This window comes from Hymenobacter defluvii (assembly GCF_017589435.1).
Classification (GTDB): Bacteria; Bacteroidota; Bacteroidia; order Cytophagales; family Hymenobacteraceae; genus Hymenobacter; species Hymenobacter profundi.
This window is the reverse complement of record NZ_JAGETX010000001.1, coordinates 934,732-957,487: the sequence shown is the minus strand read 5'-3', so window position 1 is coordinate 957,487 and position 22,756 is coordinate 934,732. Positions and strand designations below refer to the sequence as shown.

The 22,756-nt window shown below is 57.9% G+C and carries 18 protein-coding genes; 9 read left to right on the top strand and 9 right to left on the bottom strand.

Translation table 11 applies throughout. The annotated features are described in order from the left end of the window. Positions 1–33 precede the first annotated feature (33 nt). Positions 34–438, bottom strand: coding sequence for a MerR family transcriptional regulator (locus J4D97_RS03905; protein WP_185283729.1), 405 nt, complete (start codon positions 436–438; stop codon positions 34–36). 233 nt (positions 439–671) lie between these two features. Here J4D97_RS03905 and alaS point away from each other — a divergent pair, with 233 nt between their 5' ends. The 5 genes from alaS (at position 672) to J4D97_RS03880 (ending at position 8,343) form a co-directional block, all read left to right on the top strand. After that, entirely contained in the window at positions 672–3,365 is a 2,694-nt protein-coding gene (gene alaS / locus J4D97_RS03900; RefSeq protein ID WP_208306424.1) for an alanine--tRNA ligase, read from the top strand. A gap of 93 nt (positions 3,366–3,458) precedes the next feature. Beyond that, entirely contained in the window at positions 3,459–4,253 is a 795-nt protein-coding gene (locus J4D97_RS03895; protein ID WP_208306423.1) for an energy transducer TonB, read from the top strand. A gap of 130 nt (positions 4,254–4,383) precedes the next feature. After that, on the top strand, positions 4,384–5,841 hold the full coding sequence (gene gatB / locus J4D97_RS03890; protein WP_208306422.1) for an Asp-tRNA(Asn)/Glu-tRNA(Gln) amidotransferase subunit GatB: 1,458 nt from the start codon (positions 4,384–4,386) through the stop codon (positions 5,839–5,841). Positions 5,842–6,019: 178 nt separating this feature from the next. Next, positions 6,020–7,036 carry a TlpA disulfide reductase family protein gene (locus J4D97_RS03885; protein WP_208306421.1) on the top strand — a complete coding sequence of 339 codons (1,017 nt, stop codon included), beginning with the start codon at positions 6,020–6,022 and terminating at the stop codon, positions 7,034–7,036. A gap of 158 nt (positions 7,037–7,194) precedes the next feature. Then, positions 7,195–8,343 (top strand): TlpA disulfide reductase family protein, encoded by a 1,149-nt coding sequence (locus tag J4D97_RS03880; RefSeq protein WP_208306420.1) that lies wholly within the window; start codon positions 7,195–7,197, stop codon positions 8,341–8,343. A 125-nt stretch (positions 8,344–8,468) separates the two neighbouring features. On the opposite strand, the gene J4D97_RS03875 is transcribed toward J4D97_RS03880, so the two are convergent. The 3 genes from J4D97_RS03875 to J4D97_RS03865 form a co-directional block, all read right to left on the bottom strand. Beyond that, the gene (locus J4D97_RS03875) at positions 8,469–9,257 is read right to left on the bottom strand and encodes a hypothetical protein (RefSeq protein ID WP_208306419.1); all 789 of its coding nucleotides are present in this window, start codon (positions 9,255–9,257) and stop codon (positions 8,469–8,471) included. A gap of 3 nt (positions 9,258–9,260) precedes the next feature. Continuing rightward, a complete protein-coding gene (locus tag J4D97_RS03870; protein WP_208306418.1) occupies positions 9,261–9,776 on the bottom strand; it encodes an acyl-CoA thioesterase in 516 nt (171 codons plus the stop codon). Between the two features lie 84 nt (positions 9,777–9,860). Next, positions 9,861–10,922, bottom strand: a complete 1,062-nt coding sequence (locus J4D97_RS03865) for a TlpA disulfide reductase family protein (protein WP_208306417.1) — start codon at positions 10,920–10,922, stop codon at positions 9,861–9,863. A 132-nt stretch (positions 10,923–11,054) separates the two neighbouring features. On the opposite strand from J4D97_RS03865, the gene J4D97_RS03860 reads away from it, so the two are divergent. Then, positions 11,055–12,293: a serpin family protein gene (locus tag J4D97_RS03860; RefSeq protein WP_208306416.1), complete on the top strand. Its 1,239-nt coding sequence runs from the start codon at positions 11,055–11,057 to the stop codon at positions 12,291–12,293. A 71-nt stretch (positions 12,294–12,364) separates the two neighbouring features. On the opposite strand, the gene J4D97_RS03855 is transcribed toward J4D97_RS03860, so the two are convergent. Continuing rightward, positions 12,365–13,018 carry a protein-L-isoaspartate(D-aspartate) O-methyltransferase gene (locus J4D97_RS03855; protein WP_208306415.1) on the bottom strand — a complete coding sequence of 218 codons (654 nt, stop codon included), beginning with the start codon at positions 13,016–13,018 and terminating at the stop codon, positions 12,365–12,367. Between the two features lie 158 nt (positions 13,019–13,176). Between J4D97_RS03855 and J4D97_RS03850 the strand changes: the two genes are divergently transcribed. The 3 genes from J4D97_RS03850 (at position 13,177) to J4D97_RS03840 (ending at position 15,809) form a co-directional block, all read left to right on the top strand. Then, complete coding sequence (locus J4D97_RS03850; RefSeq protein ID WP_243900108.1) at positions 13,177–14,595, top strand: sugar transferase; 1,419 nt, start codon at positions 13,177–13,179, stop codon at positions 14,593–14,595. Positions 14,596–14,706: 111 nt separating this feature from the next. Further along, positions 14,707–15,297 carry a riboflavin synthase gene (locus J4D97_RS03845; RefSeq protein WP_208306413.1) on the top strand — a complete coding sequence of 197 codons (591 nt, stop codon included), beginning with the start codon at positions 14,707–14,709 and terminating at the stop codon, positions 15,295–15,297. A 35-nt stretch (positions 15,298–15,332) separates the two neighbouring features. Further along, positions 15,333–15,809: a hypothetical protein gene (locus J4D97_RS03840; protein WP_208306412.1), complete on the top strand. Its 477-nt coding sequence runs from the start codon at positions 15,333–15,335 to the stop codon at positions 15,807–15,809. Positions 15,810–15,946: 137 nt separating this feature from the next. Here J4D97_RS03840 and J4D97_RS03835 read toward each other — a convergent pair whose 3' ends face one another. From J4D97_RS03835 to J4D97_RS03820, 4 genes are all read right to left on the bottom strand, one after another. Further along, a complete protein-coding gene (locus tag J4D97_RS03835) occupies positions 15,947–18,322 on the bottom strand; it encodes a GH92 family glycosyl hydrolase (protein ID WP_208306411.1) in 2,376 nt (791 codons plus the stop codon). Positions 18,323–18,394: 72 nt separating this feature from the next. After that, positions 18,395–19,771 (bottom strand): sugar porter family MFS transporter, encoded by a 1,377-nt coding sequence (locus J4D97_RS03830; protein WP_208306410.1) that lies wholly within the window; start codon positions 19,769–19,771, stop codon positions 18,395–18,397. A 141-nt stretch (positions 19,772–19,912) separates the two neighbouring features. Continuing rightward, the gene (locus J4D97_RS03825; protein WP_208306409.1) at positions 19,913–20,713 is read right to left on the bottom strand and encodes a DeoR/GlpR family DNA-binding transcription regulator; all 801 of its coding nucleotides are present in this window, start codon (positions 20,711–20,713) and stop codon (positions 19,913–19,915) included. Positions 20,714–20,858: 145 nt separating this feature from the next. After that, positions 20,859–22,628 (bottom strand): class I mannose-6-phosphate isomerase, encoded by a 1,770-nt coding sequence (locus tag J4D97_RS03820; protein ID WP_243900107.1) that lies wholly within the window; start codon positions 22,626–22,628, stop codon positions 20,859–20,861. Positions 22,629–22,756 lie beyond the last annotated feature (128 nt).

Genomic DNA, 22,756 nt, shown 5'->3' with positions numbered 1-22,756 from the left:
TTCAAGGAGGGGAGCTAGCTTCTAAAACTAGCTCTAGTCTCCCATCTCCTTTTCGGAGAGGGGATTGGAGGGTGAGGCAGACGTAGGATTCTTCCCAAGTCCATCCAACTGCTTGCGCAGTTCCACCAGAAACCCACGCACCTTCTCCAGCGAGTGCGCCACTTCCATGCGTTCCTTGAGCTGGGGGCCGCGCTGGCGCATCAGGTCGCGGGCGCCGGGGATGGTGTAGCCGCGCTCCTTCACTAGGTGGTAGATGGTGCGGAAGGTTTCGATGTCCTGGGGCGTGTAGAGGCGGTTGCCCTTGCGGTTTTTGCGCGGGCTGAGGTCCTCAAACTCCGTTTCCCAGAACCGAATCAGCGAGGGCGCCACCTCGAACATGCGCGCCACCTCGCCAATGGTGTAATATTCTTTCTTGATCTCGCGCTCTTTGTACGGCATTGGTCGGGGGTAGGGGCGCGTTGCATGCGCCCGTCGTGGCACGACGGAAAAGGCCATTGGCATCGGCAGCAACGACGGGCGCGTGCAACGCGCCCCTACATTTGCTAACTTTGCCAGAACGGCTTTTCGCAAAGCTGCAAACTACCAAAAAACGGGCCGCTATCAACCACAAAGCGGCCTGCGTACCACGAACCCTCACGATTTGCCGGGCCGAAACCCGGCGTTCCTTCCCTATGTCACTCCCCAAGGCTTCGCACGTTCGCCAGCAGTTTCTCGACTTCTTTGCCTCCAAAGGCCACCATATTGTGCCCTCAGCGCCGCTGGTGCTCAAAGACGACCCTACCCTGCTGTTCGTCAACTCGGGCATGGCCCCGTTCAAGGATTACTTCCTCGGCAACAAGCCCGCCCCCTACAAGCGCGTGGCCGACACCCAGAAGTGCCTGCGCGTATCGGGCAAGCACAACGACCTGGAGGAGGTAGGCTACGACACCTACCACCACACCCTGTTCGAGATGCTGGGCAACTGGTCGTTTGGTGACTATTTCAAAACCGAAGCCATTGCCTGGGCCTGGGAACTGCTGACTGACGTGTATAAGCTGCCCAAAGACCGCCTCTACGTCACCTACTTCCAGGGCGACGAGGGCGACCAACTGGCCGCCGATACTGAGACGCAGAACCTGTGGCGCCAATATACCACCGAGGACCGCATCCTGCCCGGCAACAAGAAGGACAACTTCTGGGAGATGGGCGATACCGGCCCCTGCGGCCCCTGCACCGAAATTCACATCGACCTGCGCTCCGAGGAGGAGGTAGCCCAAAAGCCCGGCCGTGAGCTGGTGAATGCCGACCACCCGCAGGTAGTGGAAATCTGGAACAACGTGTTCATGGAGTTCCAGCGTCTGGCCGATAAGTCGCTCATCAAGCTGCCCGCGCAGCACGTAGATACCGGCATGGGTTTCGAGCGCCTGATGATGGCCGTATCGGGTGTGAAGTCGAACTACGATACCGACGTGTTCCAGCCGCTGATTCAGTTCATTGCCAAGGAAGCTGGGGTAGAGTACCACGGCACCGCCCCGGCCACCGTGAATGACCAGCCCGCCACGGAAAATGAGAAAACCGACATCGCCATTCGCGTCATTGCCGACCACATCCGCGCCATCAGCTTCACCATTGCCGACGGCCAGCTGCCCAGCAACGTGAAGGCTGGCTACGTGATTCGCCGCATCCTGCGCCGTGCCGTGCGCTACGCGTTTTCGTCGCTCAATCAGAAGCAGCCCTTCCTATATAAGCTGGTGCCGGTGTTGGCCGATCAGATGGCTGGTATCTTCCCTGAGCTGAAAGCGCAGCAGCAGTTTGTGCAGCGCGTGATTGAGGAAGAGGAAATCAGCTTCCTGAAAACGCTGGAAAACGGCCTGCGCCGCATTGACGCGCTGGAAGAAGGCTTCAAAAGCCAAGGCAACACCATCGACGGCAAAACGGCTTTCGAACTGTCTGATACGTTTGGCTTCCCACTTGACCTCACCGCCCTCATTGCCCGTGAAAAAGGTCTGATGGTAGACGAAGCCGGTTTCCAGAAAGAACTGGAAGCCCAGAAAAACCGCTCGCGCAATGCTCAGGAAAGCGAGCAGAGCGACTGGGTAGTAGTGAACTCCGACAACGGCGAGCTGCCCGTATTTGTGGGCTACGACGTGGAGGAAGCCCCCGCGCGCCTGCTGCGCTACCGCAAAGTGACGCAAAAAGGCAAAACCGAGTACCACGTGGTGCTCGACCAAACGCCGTTCTACGCCGAGTCGGGCGGGCAGGTAGGCGATACGGGCTACCTGGAAGGCGGCCTGTCGCGGGTGCGCGTGATTGACACGCGCAAGGAAAACGACCTCATCGTGCACACCGTGCTGGAGTTGCCCCTACCCGAGGACTTGGAAGGTGAGTTCACGGCCCGCATCGACAGTAGCCGCCGCGCTCTGATTCGCAAAAACCACACGGCCACGCACTTGCTGCAAGCTGCCCTGCGCCGCGTGCTGGGTGAGCACGTGCAGCAGAAAGGCTCCCTGGTAAACGACAAGCTCCTGCGCTTCGACTTCTCGCACTTCACCAAGGTAACCGACGAGCAGCTGCGCGAAATCGAGCAGATCGTGAACGAGCGCATCCGTCAGCAAATTCCGCTGGACGAGCGCCGCAACGTGCCCATTGCCGAAGCGAAAACGCTGGGTGCTATGGCCCTGTTCGGTGAGAAATACGGCGATTTCGTGCGCGTCATCACCTTTGATAAAGAGTACTCAGTGGAGCTGTGCGGCGGCATCCACGTGCGCGCCACCGGCGAAATCGGCTTCTTCAAAATCACGAGCGAATCGGCGGTAGGCGCGGGCGTGCGCCGCATCGAGGCTGTAACGGCCGACGCTGCCGAGGCTTACGTGGATCAGCAGCTAGATTTGCTGCGTCAGGTGCGCGAATTACTGGGAAATCCTCAGCACTTGCTTCCTAGCCTGCAAAAGGTAGGCGAGGAAAACGCCGCTCTACGCAAGCAGTTGGAACAGGCCGAAAATCAGCAACTTGGTCAACTAAAAGATCAGCTCGCTTCCCAGGCCAAAGCAATAGGCGGCGTGCAGTTCATTGCCGCCCAGGTGCCCGCCCGCTCTGCCGATGCCCTCAAGAAGCTCGCCTACGACCTGCGCCAGGTAGTGCCCAACCTCGTAGCCGTCCTCGGCGCCGACATCGACGGTAAGCCCCAATTAGCCGTGATTCTGGACGACGAAATTGCCAAAGCCGGCAAGCTCAACGCCAAAACGCTGATTGGCACGCTGGCCAAGGAAATCCAGGGCGGCGGCGGCGGCCAGCCTTTCTTCGCCACGGCTGGTGGAAAGAACGTGGCCGGGTTAGCTGCGGCTATTGGCAAGGCGGAGGAGCTGGTAGGCCAAGCGCTGGCGTAATAGTTGTGAATTGCAAACGCGGGCCTGAGCACTCCAATTAGGTAAGTGCTCAGGCCCGCGTTTGCAATTCACAACTATCCCAATCTTTCTTTAATGAAGAAGTTTTACGTATTCTGTTTTCTACTAGCTGCGGGAAGTATTGGTGGTTATAATGCCACTGCTCAGGTGAGCAATGAACCACATACAGTTAAGGAGTATTTTGATGCAGCCGGTAAAAAGCTGCCTTCCGCTGAAGGCGCAGCTGAATGGGGCGAATCAATTTATCAGGATAGTATTCGGGGCGTTGTGCAGCGGTACTATGCTAGTGGTAAGTTGAAATGGCGCAGTGAATACGAGAATATTCGTCGGCACACCGTGCATGGTTTGGATGAGGCGTGGTATGAAAGCGGACAGTTGCGCCGTCGAGCGCACATGACCCACGGAAAGTGGAATGGGGAATTGTTGTCTTACCATCCAAACGGCACCCTAAAGCGACGCGAATCATACCAAGATGGAAAAAGCCTGGGTGGCGAGTGTTTCGATGCTGCGGGAAAACCAGTTGCGTTCTACCCCTTTGAGAAGATGCCAGAAGCACCCCTTGGGGGCTTTACGGGTACGTTGCAATATGTTGGGCGGAACATACGCTACCCAGCAGAGGCTTTGAGAAAAAATATTCAGGGCAAAGTATTCGTCAATTTCTACGTCGATACATTGGGTGTTGTGCGTGACGTTCATGTTAAAGAAGGTGTACACCCATCCATTGATGAAGAAGCAAAGCGAGTCGTTGCTAGCTTGCCAGCATGGGAGCCTGGTTATCAGGATGGAAACCCGGTTATGGTGAGTTTTACTATGCCCGTTATGTTTAGAATTCAGGGTAAAAAAATCAAAAAACGTACTTCTGTTGAATAAACAGAAGCTGCCGTTGCCATAGCTATAATGCGAGTAAAGGTTCTATATAAAACAGCACCACGCTGCTTTATCATTGAATAGCTGGCGTAGTCGTCTGATTACGGCTTCTCTGTTTAACTTGCACCTCGATATGGACGAAAGCATCAAAGCCAAATACCAGCCGGTCATCGGCCTCGAAGTACACGCGCAATTGCTCACGCACAGCAAGATGTACTCCTCGGATGAAAACGAGTACGGCGCCATGCCGAACAACAACCTGAGCGTGATTACGCTGGGCCACCCCGGTACGCTGCCAAAGGTGAACTACACGGCCGTGGAGTACGCCATGAAAATGGGTCTCGCCACCAGCTGCCAGATCACGCGCGACAACCTGTTTGCCCGCAAAAACTACTTCTACCCCGACCTTCCCAAGGGCTACCAGATCACGCAGGATAAAACCCCCATCTGCACCGGCGGCCACGTGGATATCCGGGTGGCGGGCGCCGAGCCGAAGCGCATTGGCATCACGCGCATTCACATGGAGGAAGACGCGGGCAAGTCGATGCACTTGGCGGGCGAGGTAGAGACGCTGGTGGATTTGAACCGCGCCGGCGTGCCGCTCATTGAGATTGTGAGCGAGCCGGACCTGCGCACCGCCGACGAAGCCTACGCCTACCTGGCCGAAATCAAGAAGCTGGTGGAGTACCTGGAAGTGTGCGACGGCAACATGGAAGAAGGCTCTCTGCGCTGCGATGCCAACGTATCGGTGATGCTGAAAGGCGCCGACAAGTTCGGGATGAAGGTGGAAGTGAAGAATATGAACTCCTTCCGCAACGTGCAGCGCGCCATCGACTACGAGATTGAGCGGCAGATTGCCCTGCTGGAAGCCGGTGAGGAAATCATCAGCGAAACCCGCGGTTTCGACGCGGCCAGTGGCACCACCAACGGCCAGCGGAGCAAGGAAACGATGAACGACTACCGCTACTTCCCGGAGCCCGACCTACCCCCGGTGGTTATCGACGATGAGTGGCTGCACCGCATCCAGGCCAGCTTGCCGGCATTGCCCCAGCAGCTCTACGCCCGCTTCACGGGCGAGCTGAGCCTCTCGGATTACGACGCCAACGTGCTGACGGCTGAAAAGGACGTGGCCTTGTTCTTCGACGAGCTCACCCGCCTAACGCCCAACGCCAAAGCTGCCGCCAACTGGGTGACCGGTCCGGTAAAGGCCTACCTCAACGAGCGTGCTTTGCCCATGGCTGAGTTCCCGCTCACGGCGCAGCACCTGGCTGGCATCATTGAGCTGATTGATGAAGGCAAAGTAAACCACTCGGTGGCTTCCAAGCAGCTGTTTCCCTACCTGCTGGAGCACCCCACGGCCAACGTAACCGGCGCCGCTGAGCAGCTGGGTCTGTTGCAGCAATCGGATGCCGGGGCGCTGGAAGCCCAAATTCAGCAGGTGCTGGCCGCCAACCCGGCCAAAGTAGCCGAGTACAAAGCGGGTAAAAAGTCGCTGACGGGCATGTTTATGGGCGAGTTGATGAAGCTCACCGGTGGCAAAGCCGACCCCAAAATGGCCAACCAGCTCCTGCGCAAAGCGTTGGACGCGTAAGCTGCGAGTAAATGAGTAGTTAAGTATTAGGTTTATAGAAAAACGCCTGTTATCCTGCGCTTGCGAAGGACCTTCTCACGGCAGAACGGTAATCGTAACAACGACTCGTTCTAGTGTGATAAGGTCCTTCGCAAGCTCAGGATGACAGGCGTTTTTCTTCTTTTTCAATGGATGCTCCATGCGTATTTCTCTGTTACTGCTTCCTGGGCTCCTACTGCTAAGCTGCCGACCAGCTACCCAAGCGCCATCTGAGGCGTCGGCTACAGGTTATGAAATTCAGGGGAGCATTCGACTCGCGGCACCGCAGAGCCGTGTAGTGCTGGAGCAGCAGGTAGGTAGTACGACGCGGCTGGATTCAGCGGCCCTCGATGCCAACGGCCGTTTTACGCTGCGAGGACAAGTACCCGCGCCAGGCCTCTACCGGCTGGTGCTGCGCGTGCCCGGCGCCGATGCCCGCATCTTTCTTGTACCGCTCGACAACCACGCCCACCTGACGCTGACCACTGATGCAGGCGGTGCGCACTGGCAAGGCTCGCCAGAAGTTGACTTTCTACAAGCGCTGACTCGGGCAACGCCCGCCGAGAAACCCCGTATTGTGCGCCGCTATGCTACGTCCTACCTCGCTCCGAGTGTGGTATGGGACCTAAGCGCCGCTGGTGCGCCCGACGATTTTCTGGACTCCATGACCACGCGCTTCCGGTTTGCTGGCGACTCCAGCCGGGCTGCGTTCGGACTCTATCAATGGCAACGCGCCTACTGCCTCACCGCGCCCGGTACGCAGGTGCCAGAAATAGCCCTACCCACCGCCAATGGCAAAACGGTGAAGCTAAGCAGCCTGCGCGGGCAATATGTATTGCTGGATTTCTGGGCTTCGTGGTGTGGCCCCTGCCGTGAAGAGCACCACAGCCCGGAGCTACGAAAAATCCACCGGCTGTTTCGCGGGCGGGGGCTGGCTTACTACGGCGTGTCGCTGGACGAGGAGGCTGCAAAGTGGCACCGTGCGCTCGCGGCCGACAGCTTGCCCGGCGTACAGGTGCGGGCGACTGAGGGCGAGCAAAGCGCAGTAGCGCGGGCCTTTGGGGTGACTACACTGCCCTTCAACCTACTGCTTGATCCGGAGGGTAGGGTGCTGGCCCGCAATCTGCATGGGCACACGTTGGGCTCGCGCATTGCCAGCTATATTCCGTTGGATTAACCCACTTCGGGAACCTGCGCGGCTGATTTGGGTTGTAGCAACGAAGGACGCGCCTAAAGCCGTGGATTCCTCCAAAATCCGCAACTTGCGGCCGCAAACGCTGTCTTTTCCGTCAATTCTATTTAAACGCCTTGGCGTTTTGACCCCGCTTTCCTCGAATGAACCACCCTCCCATGAAAAGTCTGTTGCTGTTTGGTGCCCTGCTTGGTATGGCAAACGCCTGTAACAAAGCTACTTCGCCTACCTCTAGCGCTGGAAATAGCACTGGTTATCAAATCAACGGCGAGTTAACGAACGCCACGTCCGGCGCCAAAGTGTATTTAGCTGAATTGGAAGATAATCAGCTCGTTTCGCGCGATACAGCTACTATTGACGAGAAAGGGCGCTTCGCCTTCACGGGTACCACCCCGGCGCCTAGCATTTATCAGGTGAAGGTAGACGACACCAACCAAGCCCTGGTAGCGCTCGACAATCAAACCAAACTCACGCTACGCGGCGATGCCAGCAAGCTCAACAACAGCTACACCGTGCAGGGCTCGCCCGACTCGGAGCTGTTGCAGCAAGTGAGCAACGCGTTGCAGATGAACAAAACCAGCATGGACCGCCTGGAGCAACGCTTCGTACAGGCCCGGCAGGCAGGCCAGGCCGATTCGGTGGCCGCGATTCAGCAGGAAGCCCAGCAAATCCAAGAGCGTGGGCAAGCAGGTGTGCGCCGTTTGGTACGCCAGCATCCGGGCTCCGTGGTATCGGGCTTTGTGCTGACGGCTGTGCTGAACCCGGACGATAACTTTGGTCTGGCCGATACCGTGGCCACGGCTCTGAAAGCTACCCACCCCGAGTCGCGCTATGCTAAGGCGCTGACTGCCAAGGTGGATGCCTCTCGCGCTACCGCCACCGGCGCTGTAGCACCCGACATCAAACTGCCTACCCCAGAGGGCAACGTGGTACCCCTGAGCAGCCTGCGCGGCAAGTACGTGCTGCTGGATTTCTGGGCCTCGTGGTGCGGCCCCTGCCGCCAGGAAAACCCCAACGTGGTGCGCGCCTATCAGAAATACAAGGACAAAGGCTTTACCGTCTACAGCGTGTCGCTGGACCAAAGCCGCGACAAGTGGGTGAACGCCATTGCCAAAGACAACCTGACTTGGACGCACGTATCAGATTTGCAGTACTGGCAGAGCGCGGCGGCGCAAACCTATAAGATTGAGGCAATTCCGCAGTCGTATCTGCTTGACCCGCAGGGTCGCATCATCGGCAAAAATCTGCGCGGCCCGGCGCTGGAAGCTAAGCTGGCCCAGGTGATGAAGTAGGGGCGGCTTACAGCCGCCTAACGTTGCATAAAAAACGCCCGCTTAATTCGTTCAGCGGGCGTTTTTGTGTTTTTGTCAACGATATGCAGTCGTCAGCAACGATGGGCGCGTACAACGCGCCGCCCCTACAGGAACATGCGTTTCATAGCGTTCCAGAGCAGCTTTTTACGGCCTTGGTCTTCCTCAATCACATCTAGCTCGGCAGCGGGGAGGTAGGCGGCGTCGCCGACCAAAATGACAGGCTCGTAGAGCTGAGTTTTGTGCACGGCCACGTCGAGCAGGTTTTTGCCGAAGCCGATAATCTGCTTGGCTTCCAGCTTGGTGCGCAACGTGCTCAGGGCCACCGGCAAGTGCGATTCCACGTTGATGAGCACCGTGTCTTCCACAATTTGCCCGATGGCCTTCAGCACGTTGTTCAGGAACACGTGCCGGGGTAGGCGCTGAAACTTCACCGCATCCAGGCGCACCAGAATCACGATGCCGCGGGCGTTGCTGCCTAGGGTAGAGAAAGGCGTTTGGGTGAGTGGAGGAGCCGTGCGCTGGGGCGGAGCGGGGGCAGCCGGCGGCGCAATTCTGGTAACAGGGGGCGCAGGCGGTGGGGTTGGGGCACTACTGGGCACCGTAACCGGTGGACGGCTTATTAGTGGCGTAACGGGCGGCACCGAAGCAGCCGGGCGGCTTACGGGCGGTGTTGGGGCTGCAACCAGCGGCGTGGCGGGCGGTGGTACTGGCGTGGCAGCTAGTGGGGTAGGCGGCACGAGCGCAGCCGGCGCTGGGGTAGGTGCCTGCGCCGGCTGTGGTGCGGCAGCTGTTGCTATTGGCGCAGCCTTCTCTTCCCCTACCTCGGGCACTACATAGAGTGTGAGGTCGGCGTAGAACTGCTGATAAAAAGCCAGAGCCGCGTCGTGATTCATGATTTACAGGTCAAATAAGGCCTTCAGCTCCGTGGCATCCGAGGGTTGCATGCGGCCGGCCAGTACCAGGCGCAACTGCCGGCGCTGGAGGGCCCCGTCGAAGAGGCGTACTTCCTCGGGGGTTTCGGGGAGGGCATCGGGCACGTCGATAGGGCGGCCCGACTGATCCACGGCCACAAAGGTGAAAAAGGCCTCGTTGGATTTCACTTTGGTACCGCTGGGAATATCCTCAGCCCACACGTCAATATGTACCTCCATCGAGGAGCTGAACGCGCGCGTCACCTGCGCCTCCAGCGTCACCACGCTACCCAGCCGGATACCCTCCCGAAACGACACGTTATCCACCGAGGCCGTGACCACAATGCGGTTGCTGTGGCGTTGCGCCGATACGGCGGCGGCAATGTCCATCAGGTGCATCATGCGGCCACCCATCAGGTTGTTGAGCGTGTTGGTGTCGTTGGGCAGCACCAGCTCGGTCATGCTCACGAAGGATTCTTTTACGGGTTTTTGCTTGCGCATTGGGGGTAGGCGAGAGTAGGCGAAAAGAGCCGCAAAGATAGGCAGCCGCGCCGGGTATGTTGGCAGGAAAGCGGTAAACAGCCGCTATGGCATTGCGGTAAGCGCTTTCAGCTTCTCTTCAACCACCGCTAAGTGGTTGCTCTTTACCAGCACTACCCCTTGCTTGTCGAGCAGTATGTAGGTAGGGAACCCCTCGATATTGTACTGTTCTATCATGCCTTTGTCAGCCTTTAGCTCCGAGAGCTGCGTCCAGCGCAACTGATGCTTGCGAATGGCTTGCAGCCATAGATTCTTCTCGTCGATGCTTTCCACACCAATGCCCACCACGGCCATTTGGGAGGCGTAACGGGCTTGTATTTCCTTCAAGTGGGGCATCGACTGTATGCACGGGCCGCACCAGTGGCCCCAAAAGTCGAGCAGCACATATTTACCTTTAAATGTATCCAGCGATACGGCTACCCCAGCCGTATCGGGTATGGTGAACTTGGGTGCCGGACGACCCACCTGCGGCTGATTGCGTAAGGCGGTCAAACGGCTGGCAGCGGCTTGCCCCTGCATACTGGCGCGCACCTTGGGCGACAAGCCGCGCAGCAGCTGCTCGTATGTTTCTACCGGTTGGTCATTGACAAATCTAGCTTGCTCATAGAGCAAGTTGGCGCTGGTGCGGGCTTGCGGGTGTGCCTGTATAAATGCTCGGGCGGCTTTCCCATCCAATGATTGTAATGTTCTCATCGAATCTGGGTGAGCCTCCATCCGTTGCTCAAGCTTCCACCTGCTGCGCTGGTTGTACTGCGTGTTCCAATCATTTTCCGGCGTGCCCGTAACCACCAGTTGTCCCACATTTTTCATATCACCCGCGACGGTTACCCGGCCCGGCTCGTTCCAAATGGGAGTGTAGCGTGACGGTACGAGCTTCATATTGATGACGCCATCGTCGCTGGGGCGGGTAGTGTAGGTGAATCGGTCATTCACCGCGCGCACGGTGTCGTGTAGCTGGTGATTGTTATGGTCGTAGAGGAACACCACCGATTTGTTGCCCAGGCCTTTAACGTTGCCCGTAATGCGGCAGGGCTGTACCGTTTGCGCAAGAACGGGGGCAGTCAGGCCCAAGCCTAGCAGTGCGAGAAGAATAGTACGAGTTAACATAGAAAAAGAGTAATAAGATGGAGATGACAACAATATAGGCACAACTATATGCAACTGTTTACTAGCTGACAGACTCTTCATAAAAAGTCTGTCCAAAGACCGTGTTTTCCTATCTCAAGTAAGTAAGGCATTATGCAAAAGCTATTTACCAAAACGAAGGGGCTTCTCCTGCTCAGCGCTGCGCTGCTGGCTGCGTGCCAGCCTGACAGCGACGTATCGCCCGACAATACGCCCAACGTGCGGTCCCTCACGGCGCAGGAGTCGCAAACCGTTGGTAGCGCCAACGATTTTGCCTTCCGCAGCTTTGCCGCGCTGCGCAAGAGCGAAGGAGGCGAAAACCTGTTCATCTCGCCCCTAAGCATCTCCGCGGCCCTCACCATGACCTACAACGGCGCCGATGGAACGACCAAGGAGGCCATGCGCCAGACGCTGGGTTTCGCGCCAACTGCCACCAACGAGGAAATCAGCCAGTCGTACAAAAGCCTGTTTGCGTTGCTGCAAGGGGTAGACCAGAAGGTGAGCTTTGCGGCGGCCAACTCGCTCTGGCATGCTCAGCAGTACAAGCTGCAAGCGCCATTCGTGCAGCTCAATCAAACGTATTTCGACGCCAAGGTGCAGGGTGTGAACTTCGCCGAAAGCAGCACTAAGAACACAATTAATGACTGGGTAGAAAGCAAAACCAACGGCAGGATCAAAGACCTGATCAAGCAGACTACGAGCGACGATGCCCTGTACCTAGTGAATGCCCTCTACTTCAAAGGCACCTGGACCTATACCTTCGATAAGAAACAGACCCAGAAAGCGCCTTTCTACCTGGAAGACGGTAGTACCATCTCCCGAGACTTTATGGCGCTGACCAAAGGCCGCTACCTGCACGCCGCCGATGCCGATATGCAGCTCATCGACCTACCCTATGGCAACCGCCAGTATAGCCTGACGCTGCTGCAACCCACCGCCACGCACACGCTGGCCGACCTCACTGCCACGCTCAGCAGTGCCAAGCTCGCCGCCTGCCTGTCCCGCGCCGATACCATGAGTCTGCCGCTGCACCTGCCCAAGTTCAAGCTGGAGTATGAAGCTAACCTTAAGGAGGTGCTGACACAGCTTGGTATGGGCGAGGCGTTTGACAGGGGAGCCAATTTTAGCAAGATGCTGGAAGAGCGGCGCGACTTATCCATTGATAAAGTGCTGCACAAAACCTTTGTAGAGGTAGATGAGGAAGGCACTGAAGCCGCCGCCGCCACAGCGGTAGGGATGGTGACTACTACCGCTGGCCCGCCGGCTGAACTGTGGATCAACCGGCCGTTCATTTTCATAATCCGGGAGAAATCTACCAACGCTATCCTCTTCATTGGGCAGCTAATGAGATAGGAATAAGGGTACGGCTGTGCTCAGGATGACAGCTGTATTTCCACTCACTCACTCACTCACTCACTCAATGCCTATCCCTCCCAGCCGGCCCTACCCAGCAGGGGCACGAAGCGGAAGGTCTCGAATTCCTCGCGCACGAATTCTTCCTCGCTCTCGCGCACCACGCGCAACATCCGCTGGCTTTGCGCGTCGCCTACGGGAATGACCAGTGCGCCGCCTACCCGCAGCTGGCGCAGCAGGGGGCGCGGGATAGTAGGCGAGCCGGCCGTTACGAGAATCTTGTCGAAGGGGGCGTGGGCGGGCAGGCCAAGCGAACCGTCGCCGCAGAATAGGTGCGCCGGCTGGTGCATGGTGGCCAGGCGGCGGCGTGTACGTTCAAACAGCACCTGGTTGTACTCGATGCTGAACACCTGGGAGGTAAGCTGGAGCAGCACGCAGCACTGGTAGCCCGAGCCGGTCCCAATTTCCAGCACCCGGTCGGTGGGGCGCACGCGCAGCAACTCCGTCTGGTAGGCCACCGTGTAGGGCTGCGAAATGGTTTGGCCTTCGCCGATGGGGAAGGCCTTGTCCTGGTAGGCGTGGGCCTGAAACGCAGGGTCAAAAAACTGATGGCGCGGCACGGCCATCAGGGCCGTGAGCACTTGTTCATCGCGAATGCCTTTGTGGCGCAGCTCGGCCGCGAGGGCGCGGCGCTGGCCACGATGCCGGTAGCTGTCGGGGTCCATAGCGGAAGGAAGAGGCCGGGCGGTGTAGCGGGTTCCAGTGTATGCCCTACCTTTGTGCCCGGCCAGCCCGCAGGGCCAGGCTGGCGGCACGGGCTGCGAAACTACGGTTTCGACCCCACAAAACCGCTTTTTCCGCCTCACCTTTTCCTTTCTTTCCCTTGCTCCGAACTTTGCAGAAGCTTAAGCTGGTGGCCGCCGACTTCGGCGCGGCGCTGCTGGCCTGGATCTGCTTCTTCCTGATACGCAAGTACTTACTGAACGAAAGCAGCACAGGCTACCATCTTACAGCCGGAGTGTGGTTGTACTTATTTGGTTCAGCACTGCTCATTGCCTCCTTCTGGACCATTCTATACGCGCTCATCGGCGAATACCGCGATATTTTTCGCAAATCCCGCCTTACGGAGGTCATCCGATTGGGGCGCGTGTCGGTGGCGGGTGCCATGGTTATCTTCTTCGCGCTGCTACTCGACGACGAAGGCGTTAGCAATTACCGGCTGTATTACAAGACTATTACGGTCTATTTTCTGCTGCATTTCGTGCTCACAGCAGTGTTGCGTACCTGGGCCATATCAAGCGTGCAGCGGCTGGTGCGCCGTGGCATCATAGCCTTCAATACTCTGCTGGTAGGGGCGCAGGCACTGGCCCACGATACCTACCATGATCTGCGCCGGACGGGTCAGCACCTGGGGCTGCGGCTGGTAGGGTTTGCGCAGGTAGGCGAGGAACCCGATGCGCGCCTGGCTGCCGAGCTGCCGAGCGTAGGCTCCTATCAGGAACTGGTCAGCATCATCGCGGAACAGAAGGTCGAGCAGGTAGTTATTGCCATCGAGCCCTCCGAGCACCGCCTAATTCAGGATATTCTGACGCTTCTGCAAGGCGTGCCCGTGCGCATCAGCGTGCTGCCCGACCTCTACCAAATGCTGCTGGGTTCGGTGAAGGTGAATCACCTATTCGGGACGCCACTCATCGAGATAAAGCAGGATTTGCTGCCCGTGTGGCAGGCCGTATTCAAGCGCAGCGGCGACTTGGGCCTGGCCATTAGCTTCTTTTTGCTGGCCTGGCCCATTTATTTATTCACTGCCCTGATGGTAAAGCTGACCTCCACGGGGCCGGTGTTCTACGCGCAGGAACGCATTGGACGCAATGGAGAGCCGTTTCGGATCTATAAATTCCGCTCGATGGTGGTAGACGCCGAGAAAATGGGCCCCGCCCTCAGCTCTGATCATGACCCGCGCATTACGCGCTGGGGGCGTTTCATGCGCAAGGTGCGCCTCGATGAGCTGCCTCAGTTCTGGAACGTGCTAAAAGGCGACATGAGCGTGGTTGGCCCCCGTCCCGAGCGTCGGTACTACATCGAGCAAATTGCCAAAATAGCGCCCCACTACCGCCACCTGCACCGCGTGCGTCCTGGTCTTACCTCCCTGGGCCAAGTGAAGTATGGCTATGCCGAAACCGTTCCGCAGATGGTAGAACGCCTCAAGTTTGATATTCTCTACATCGAAAATATGAGCCTGGCTATGGACCTGCGGGTGCTCCTCTACACGCTTAAGATTATCGTGGAGGGTAGGGGGAAATGATTGTTGAACGAGACTGAAAAGCTGGGATAGGCGTATCAATCCAAACGTTCTGCCTCATCATCTGTTCTCATTTCATACAGTAGCACATCACCAATCAGCACATCAAATAACGTGTTTACCGGAATCATTGAAGCCCTGGGCACCATTGCCGCCGTGCGGCGCGAAGCAGCCAATATCCATTTTACGGTTGAATCGCCCTTTGCCGGGGAGCTGCAAATCGACCAGAGTGTGGCCCACGACGGCGTGTGCCTGACGGTGGTGGCCGTGGATGCCGTGGCTGGCACGCACACTGTCACAGCTATCGACGAGACGCTGCAAAAAACCAATCTAGCCAACTGGCAGCCCGGCCGCCGCGTGAACCTGGAGCGCTGCCTCTCGGCCAACGGCCGTTTCGACGGTCACATCGTGCAAGGCCATGTGGACCTAACAGCTGAGTGCGAGTCGGTGGAGGACCAGAACGGTAGCTGGCGCTACCGCTTCCGCCACGCGCCCGGTCCCGGCCGCATCACCGTCGAAAAAGGCTCCATCTGCATCAACGGCACCAGCCTCACATGTTTCGATAGCACCGACGATGGTTTTTCGGTGGCCATCATTCCCTACACCTACGAGCACACCACTTTCCAAGACCTGCGCCCCGGCGACCGGGTAAATCTGGAGTTTGACATCGTAGGCAAGTACATAGCGAAGCTGCTGGGTAAATAAAGATTAGAAAAATTATTTGTTAAGTTAGCACTTATATGTTTCCATTTTCTATAAGTTATAGTGTTCAAATCACTAGGAATATAACTTCGGATGAGTATGAATCAGTATTAAAATATGTAAAGGAATTTATTGAGAAAAAAACAGCAGATGATATAATAATATGGGAGAATGGCCTTGAATTCAAATCGCGTTTATTAAAATGGAGGTCGCGCAATAACATTATGTCGGCAATAGATAAAGGAGAATTTTATATACTTTCAAAAGAAGGTAAAACTTTTATTTCATATAAAATATATATGTATTTTCTACTTCTTTCAGCACTTGTTTTTGCTGGATTAGTAGAAGCTTTAACTAAAAATATCGCTTTAAGTGTTTTTGTAATAATATTTATGGGTGGATTGAATTGGCTTACTGCTGTTATTCGTCATAGATATATGCTTAATGATTTAAAAAAGAGAATAGACTTATTAATCCCAAGTGGAATATATCCTTTCTATGCCAATAAAAAATAGTCATGTATAGTAATAGTAAGAAAATTCCTCCGCTCTCGCTTGGCATAGTCAAACGAGAGCGGAGCCAGTAAAAGATAACGCGGCCTACGCTCAACTGAGCGTAGGCCGCGGATGCCCTGTGCAAAGGTAGTAAGGCCCTACTGCGCCGAAGGCGGCGGGGTCTTGGTACCCCAGGTTGTGTTGGGTTTGCTACCCATAGTAAAAACCAGCTTGCCGCCCTGCATCAGCTCGTCGCGGTACAGCCAGCAGTTGTTGAGCGGCTTGCCATTCATCGTGGCCGACTGCACGTACACGTTTTCCTTGGAGGTGTTTTTGGCCTCAATGATGAGCTTTTTCTGGTTGCCCAACTCAATGGTAGCCTTGCTGAAAATAGGGCTACCCAACTCCACAATGGGGCGGGCATCAGTGAAGCCCTTCACATCAAACAAGCCCAGCGCGGTGATGACGTACCACGAGCCTAACTGGCCCTGGTCCTCATCCTGCCCGTAGCCGTAGCCGTGGATGGGCTCGGTGCCGTAAAAATCCTCGCAAATCTGGCGGGTCCATTTCTGCGTCAGCCAGGGCTTGCCCGAGAAGTTGAACAGCCAGCTGATGTGCAGGCAGGGCTGGTTGCCGTGGTTGTAGATGGCATTGACGCCGGCAAAAGCGTCGATTTCTTTGCCGCCCCCAAAGTCCGTTTTGGCCGAGGCCGTGAAGATGCTGTCGAGGCGGTTGTTGAACTTCTCGCGGCCCATGGCGTCAATCAGGCCCGCGGGGTTCTGGGGAACGTAGAAGGTGTACTGCATGGCATTGCCCTCCTGGAAGCCACGCCACGGCTCGTACGGTTTGAAGTTATTTACGAACGTGCCGTTGGCCAGCTTGGGCTGCATGAGCTTGTTCTGCGGGTTCAAAATCTCTTTCCAGCCGTTGGAGAGCTTAATCAGGCGCTCGTAATCAGCCTTTTTGCCTAAAGATTTCGCCATTTGCGCGGCGGCAAAGGCACTATAGCTATACTCCAGGGTATGCGAATTAGAGAAATAAGCGCCCGTAGAATCCGTCTTGTACCACTCGCCTTTATACTCTTTATATTCCTCCTTGAAGGGCACGTAACCGTATTGGGTAAAGGCCTTCACGTCCATCTTGCCCGAGCCAAACGGGCGGTTGCGCCAGTTCAATTCGTTGGCCCGCACGGCCTGATAGGCCAGATTCACGTCGTAGTTGCGAATGCCAGTCTGGTAGGCGGCGGCAATGGCTAGGCCCACGAAGTTGGTGCCTACTCCCGATACGTACTGGCTGTTGGCCAGGCCATCGGCAAACCAGCCCCGGTCGCGATAGAGTTGCAGCTGGGTGTTCACGAAGCTACCGTACCACTCGGGGTAGGACAGCGCCCACAGCTGCGTGATGTTCCAGTAGCCGCCCCAAATGGCGTCGGTATTAATATACTCAGGCTTGGGGCCGCGGCCGCTAGTCACCAGCTTGCCTGTTTTGCCGCCATGGCGGGGGTAGTCGCCGTTCACGTCGCTGGCAATGCCGCGGCCTAGCAGGGCGTGAAAGAGGCCGGTGTAGAACTTGGTCTTGTCCTGCTCATTGGGGCCTTCTACTGCGAGTTTGCCCAGCTCGCGCTGCCAGGTTGCCTGCGCGGCGGTGCGGGCCTGGTCAAAGGTCAGGGTGCGGGCTTCGGCTTGCAGGTTGGCCTTGGCATTGGCAATGGAAGTATAGGAGAGTCCTACCTTCATTTCGATTTTTTCCTGCGCAGCGGTTTGGTAGTTCAGCACTAAGCCCGCGCCTTTGCCGGTGGCTTCATTCTTCTTGCCCTGCGTGCCTGCGGCCGTAAAGGCCTCCACGCTCGCCGGCTGCTTGCTGATTTCGCCGTAGAAATACATGTTCACCTTGCCCTCGGGGTCGTAGGTTTTCACATACTTGGGGTAGGTGCTCACGAAGCCCTCCACGTGCGTAGCGTCCACCATCCGAATGCTGGCGTCGGTCACTTCCCCGCTCTCGCCCTGCGTGTTGCCGATGTCGAGGATGATATGGGCCTGATCGTTTTTGGGGAAGGTGTAGCGGTGAAACCCTACCCGCTTGGTGGCCGTCACCTCGGCCGTAATGTTGTAGTCGTCGAGCAGGACTTTGTAGTAGCCGGGCTCGGCCACCTGATTTTTGCGGTCGAAGCGCGAGCGGTAGCCGCTGGCGGGTTTGTCGAGGTCGCCGGGCTTCACGCGCAGCTCGCCTGTGGTGGGCATGAAGCTCACGCCGCCTACCTGCCACTCGTGGAAATGCACGAAGCCCTCGATGGAGTTCTGACGGGTGTCGTAGCCCACGGCTTCCCAGCCCGACTTATTGCCGTAGTGGCCGTTGGTGGAAGGCGCCAGCTTGGCCATGCCGTAGGGCACAGCCGCCGGGGTGTAGAAAAACCACCGGCTGTGCGCCGTGCCGATGTTGGGATTTACGTACTTCAGTACGTTTTGCGCGCTGGCTTCGCTTATCGACAGCAGCAAGGCCAAGGGCAAAACGCCGGCAGAGAAAGACAGTTTCATATAAAGGGTAGTATTAATTTTCAAGAGTTGATCAAGCACATCAAGCTTGCGCTCAGCATGACGTGCTGTAAACTATTGCCAGCTACGCTCGATTTCTTCCAGGGTCCGGCCCTTAGTTTCGGGCACGGCCCGCCACACAAAGAAGAACGTGAAGGCCGACAGCACCGCGTAGAGCCCAAACGCGCCAGACAAACCTGCCACCTTCACCAACGACAGGAACGTGTAGGAAATAAGTGTGCAGGCTATCCAGAGGGCCACCGTAGCCAGCGAGGCGGCCCGGCCGCGCACGGCATTCGGGAAGATTTCGGTGATGACCACCCACACGCCCGGCCCCAGACCCACCGCGAAACAGGCCACGTAGAGCATAATCAGCCCCAGCAATAGCGTGCCCGGCGCGTGCAACTGCAAGGCGACCACCAGCGCGCCCAGCGCCAGCGCCATGCCCCCCGAGGCAAAGAGCAGCAGCGGCTTGCGCCCTACCCGGTCAATCACGAATAGGGCTACGACCGTGCCCGCAAAGTTGATGCCCCCAATGAGTGCGTTGGCCCCAATAGCCGAGGAGGCGCTTTGCCCGTTGTACTCGGTGAAAATGATGGAGCCGTAGTAGAGAATGGTGTTGATGCCCGTGATTTGCTGCAACACGGCCAGTACCACCGCAATCCGCAGCGGCTGGCGCAGGCGCGGCTGGTACAGGTTGGCGTCTTCGCCGCGCTCGGCCACCAGGGCAGCCTGAATTTCCTCGGCCTCAGCCGCCGCGGCCACCGGGCCGTTGAGGCGGGTGAGCGTACCCAGCGCCTCGGCCTCGCGGCCCCTACCCAACAACCATCGCGGACTCTCAGGTACCAGCAGCAGCGTGAGCATAAACAGCAACGAAGGCGCCGCTGCCGACGCAAACATCCAGCGCCACGACGCCAACCCTAAATCGGCCAGGTAGTAGCTGGCCACGTAGGCCAACAAGATGCCTGTTACAATAGCCAACTGATTCAACGTCACCAGCTTGCCGCGAATACGAGCCGGGGCAATTTCGGCAATGTAAAGCGGCACCAACAGCGAGGCTACCCCGATGGCGAGGCCACCGGCCAGCCGCGCTACCACAAACTCGGTGAGCGTGCGCGGTATCGCCGCCGCCAGCGCTGAAAGCGTGAACAGCATAGCAGCCCCAAACAGCAAGCGACGACGGCCGTAGCGGTCGGTAAGCCAACCGGCCACGGCGGCGCCAGCCACGGCCCCAAACAAAATAGCGCTGGCCGCCAGCTCGGTTTGCGCATCCGTCAGGCCAAAGTCCTTCTTCAAAAAGACTAGGGCGCCGTTAATGATGGCCGTATCGAAGCCAAACAGCAAGCCGCCCAGTGCCGCTACGGTGGCAATCAGGTACACGTAGCCAGCACTACCGGCTGGGCCATCAGCAGCATGGCGAGGAGTAGGGCCTGGGGCAGCGGGTGTAAGCATCAGAAGGTGGGTAGGTTAGGGTAAGGACTAGGGTAAAGCGGCGCTCTACCGATAAATAAGCGTATTCGTAGAGGCCGGCCGCCTACCTTTCTAAATAGGCAGCGAGCAGGGTAGGCAGGTAGCGCACGGAGGCCGGGCGCCTCACACCAGCAGCACGTCTATTCCTAGCGCGCGGAAAGGCGCCACCTGGGCCTCGGTCGCGCCGGTATCAGTTATGAGCTGGTGCACATCCGTAGCGGGGCAGATAAGCGACGTTGCCACCGTGCCGAGCTTGGTGTGGTCGGCCACCACAATGCAGCGTTTCGCCTGGCGCACCATCACCTGAATCACGGCGGCTTCTTCGGGGTGCAGGGAGGTTAGTCCCTTCTGGGCGTCGATGCCATTGACACCGATAAAGAGCTTATCCACAAAGAATTGGCTGAGCGCCTGCACCGTAGCGGGCCCTACCACCGAAAACCAGCTACCCGTTAGGAAGCCGCCCGTCACGAACACGCGCACATCGTCGCGGTGGCTTAGTTCCATGGCCACGTTCACGGTATTGGTAATCACGGTGACGTTGGACCCCGGCCGCAGGCTGCGCGTCACTTGGGTAGTGGTGGTGCCGGCCGTGAGGGAAATCATTTCGCCCGTTTGGATAAGGCTCGCAGCGGCCAATCCAATGCGGCGCTTCTCGGAAAGGTTGCGGTCAATCTGCTCGTGAAAGCTGGAGTTGTAGCGAAACGGCTCGTAAAGCAGCGGCTCCCGGGGCACCGCGCCGCCGTGCGTGCGTCGCAGCCAGCCCTGCTGCTCCAGCTCCGTCAGGTCGCGCCGTATGGTGGCCACCGACACGCCAAATTGCGCGGCCAGCTCCTCTACGACTACGGTGCCGGTATGGAGCATCTTTTCGACAATGGTTTGCGCACGGGTTGTAGCGGCGTTATCAGAAGTTTGTAAGTCAGACACAGTGAGTAGCGTTAGAGGTGAAAATGTGAAAGGTGAAATTGTAAAAGATTTCCCTTTCACTATTCAGCTGGCATTCCTCTTCTGGGGGAGCTGGGGGTAGGAGCCTAACAGACACAGCGTTGTAGCTGGAAACCTCAAATTCGCTTTAGGTCCGCACGTAGGCCTTCAGGGTAGCGCACTCCGTCCCAACTGCCGCGCCGTGGGGTCGGATGGTGTAGGCGCCTACCGCCGCGGGCACAATAAACGTCTCGGCGTAGTGCACCACAAAGGGCTCGAAGGCTCCCGTTGGGCTTTCGACGATGGCCTCCGTGCCCTGCACCAGGTTGAGGACCTGCACGCCACCGTGGGTGTGGTGCGGCACTACATCGGTGAACCAGTGGCGGCGTGTTTCAATGAACTCGCGCTCGTGTAGGCCGGTGCGCTCCTCCCGCCAGCCGGAGCCGCTGGCTACGGGCTCTAGGTGGTTTACCAGGTTCTGCTCCACCCAAGCGGTGGTACGGTCGGGCTGAATGTTGGCCGCGCCGTGGGTGAGGTGAATGGGCCGGGGGCGGCCATCGAGGCCCAGCCGGTCCCAATCCCAGAGCTTAAAGGTGAAGATGTAGGGGGTAGCCGAAATTTCCAGCACCATCCCATTAGCGCCCGAGCAGTGAATGGTACCCGCCGGAATTAGAAAATGGTCGTGTTTGCGGGCCGGAAACTCGTTGATGTACTCCGCGGCGGGAAAAGGCGCAGTGGGGTCGTCCTGGGCGCGCTGTAAATCAGCCAGCATGGCGGGAAAATCAGCGTCTTCCTTCATGCCCAGGTACACAACCGCGTCCGGCTCGGCGTCCAGCATGTAGTAGCTTTCATCCTGCGTATACGCCAGGCCGAACTTGTCGAAGGCGTACTCCGTGAGCGGGTGCACTTGCAGCGAAAGGTTGCCGCCACCCATGGTATCGAGAAAGTCGAAGCGGATGGGAAACTCGGTGCCGAAGCGCCCGTGCACGGCCTCGCCCAGCAGCTCGCGGGGGTGGGCAAACACGAGGTCGATGCTCGGGATTTCCACGCGCACGTCGCCGAAGCCTAGCAGCAGCGAGTTTTCCTCGGGTACGCAGTCGAAGCCCCAGGCGTAGTTGGGCGGGCCGTCGGGTAGGTCGCAAACTTCGCGCAGCCACTGCCCACCCCACACACCGGGGTCAAAAAACGGCACCACCCGGAACGGCCGCCGCACAGCGGCCGCCAGTCCGGCTTGCAGGTCGGCGCCAGTGATGAGCTTGGGTAGGGTAGGGTCGTTGGTGTCGAGCAGGAAGTCGGCGCGGGGTAGGACTTGCTTTTTCAGGCGGTCGGCCGCCCGCCAATCCACAAAATACGCCCGCTTGTACTTCAAGCTGGCTTTTTCGGTGAAGTTGTCGCTGCCTAGGTTGGCAATTTCGTTGCGTCGCTGCCGCAGCTGTATCTCCCAACGGGCCAAGTCGGCATAGACTACAACAGCGGGGGTAGGGCATACCAATGTAGCGCCGGTGCCTATAATTACCACCAGTTTGCCCGCTGCCGAAGCCAGTGCCGCTTGCGCCGCCTGAAGTTTCGACGGGTCAAAAAAGTCGGTCACCGTCAGGCCATTGAGTCGGCCAAAAACGGGGTCGTCGGTGAGCGGGCCGGCCACCATGGCGTCGATATCGGCGGGCGAACGGTAGAAGTCATCGGCTACCAAGCACTGCGCCGGCTGCAAGGCCTGCACGAGTTCTTGTTGGAGTTGCTTGAGGTCGGTGCCGGGGTAGCATTCCACGGCTAGCACCAGGGGTTGGTCGGGGGCAGTAGGCGCGGCGGGTAGGGCCGCTCGCAGTGCTTCAGTAATAGCCGGCCAGTCGGTTTGGCAAGCATCTGGCCTCGCGGCGACCGGCACAAAGGGAAACTTATCGTAGTTGGAAGAGCGCATAGAAGGCAGCAACAGGGGTAGTGCAGGGCCGCGCATTACACCCTTAAAGCTGATGCGCGGTCTAGTGTCATCGCGTGCCGACGTATGATGCCGACCGATTAGCGGTGATTTTGTCGCTGCTATATTAA

Excerpts from the sequence above, each read along its gene's own strand:
- J4D97_RS03860 (WP_208306416.1), top strand. The coding sequence starts at position 11,055 with ATGCAAAAGCTATTTACCAAAACGAAGGGGCTTCTCCTGCTCAGCGCT.
- J4D97_RS03840 (WP_208306412.1), top strand. The coding sequence starts at position 15,333 with ATGTTTCCATTTTCTATAAGTTATAGTGTTCAAATCACTAGGAATATA.
- J4D97_RS03895 (WP_208306423.1), top strand. The coding sequence starts at position 3,459 with ATGAAGAAGTTTTACGTATTCTGTTTTCTACTAGCTGCGGGAAGTATT.
- J4D97_RS03880 (WP_208306420.1), top strand. The coding sequence starts at position 7,195 with ATGAACCACCCTCCCATGAAAAGTCTGTTGCTGTTTGGTGCCCTGCTT.
- J4D97_RS03875 (WP_208306419.1), bottom strand. The coding sequence starts at position 9,257 with ATGAATCACGACGCGGCTCTGGCTTTTTATCAGCAGTTCTACGCCGAC.
- J4D97_RS03835 (WP_208306411.1), bottom strand. The coding sequence starts at position 18,322 with ATGAAACTGTCTTTCTCTGCCGGCGTTTTGCCCTTGGCCTTGCTGCTG.
- J4D97_RS03865 (WP_208306417.1), bottom strand. The coding sequence starts at position 10,922 with ATGTTAACTCGTACTATTCTTCTCGCACTGCTAGGCTTGGGCCTGACT.
- gatB (WP_208306422.1), top strand. The coding sequence starts at position 4,384 with ATGGACGAAAGCATCAAAGCCAAATACCAGCCGGTCATCGGCCTCGAA.
- J4D97_RS03870 (WP_208306418.1), bottom strand. The coding sequence starts at position 9,776 with ATGCGCAAGCAAAAACCCGTAAAAGAATCCTTCGTGAGCATGACCGAG.
- J4D97_RS03820 (WP_243900107.1), bottom strand. The coding sequence starts at position 22,628 with ATGCGCTCTTCCAACTACGATAAGTTTCCCTTTGTGCCGGTCGCCGCG.
- J4D97_RS03830 (WP_208306410.1), bottom strand. The coding sequence starts at position 19,771 with ATGCTTACACCCGCTGCCCCAGGCCCTACTCCTCGCCATGCTGCTGAT.
- J4D97_RS03905 (WP_185283729.1), bottom strand. The coding sequence starts at position 438 with ATGCCGTACAAAGAGCGCGAGATCAAGAAAGAATATTACACCATTGGC.
- J4D97_RS03885 (WP_208306421.1), top strand. The coding sequence starts at position 6,020 with ATGCGTATTTCTCTGTTACTGCTTCCTGGGCTCCTACTGCTAAGCTGC.
- J4D97_RS03855 (WP_208306415.1), bottom strand. The coding sequence starts at position 13,018 with ATGGACCCCGACAGCTACCGGCATCGTGGCCAGCGCCGCGCCCTCGCG.
- alaS (WP_208306424.1), top strand. The coding sequence starts at position 672 with ATGTCACTCCCCAAGGCTTCGCACGTTCGCCAGCAGTTTCTCGACTTC.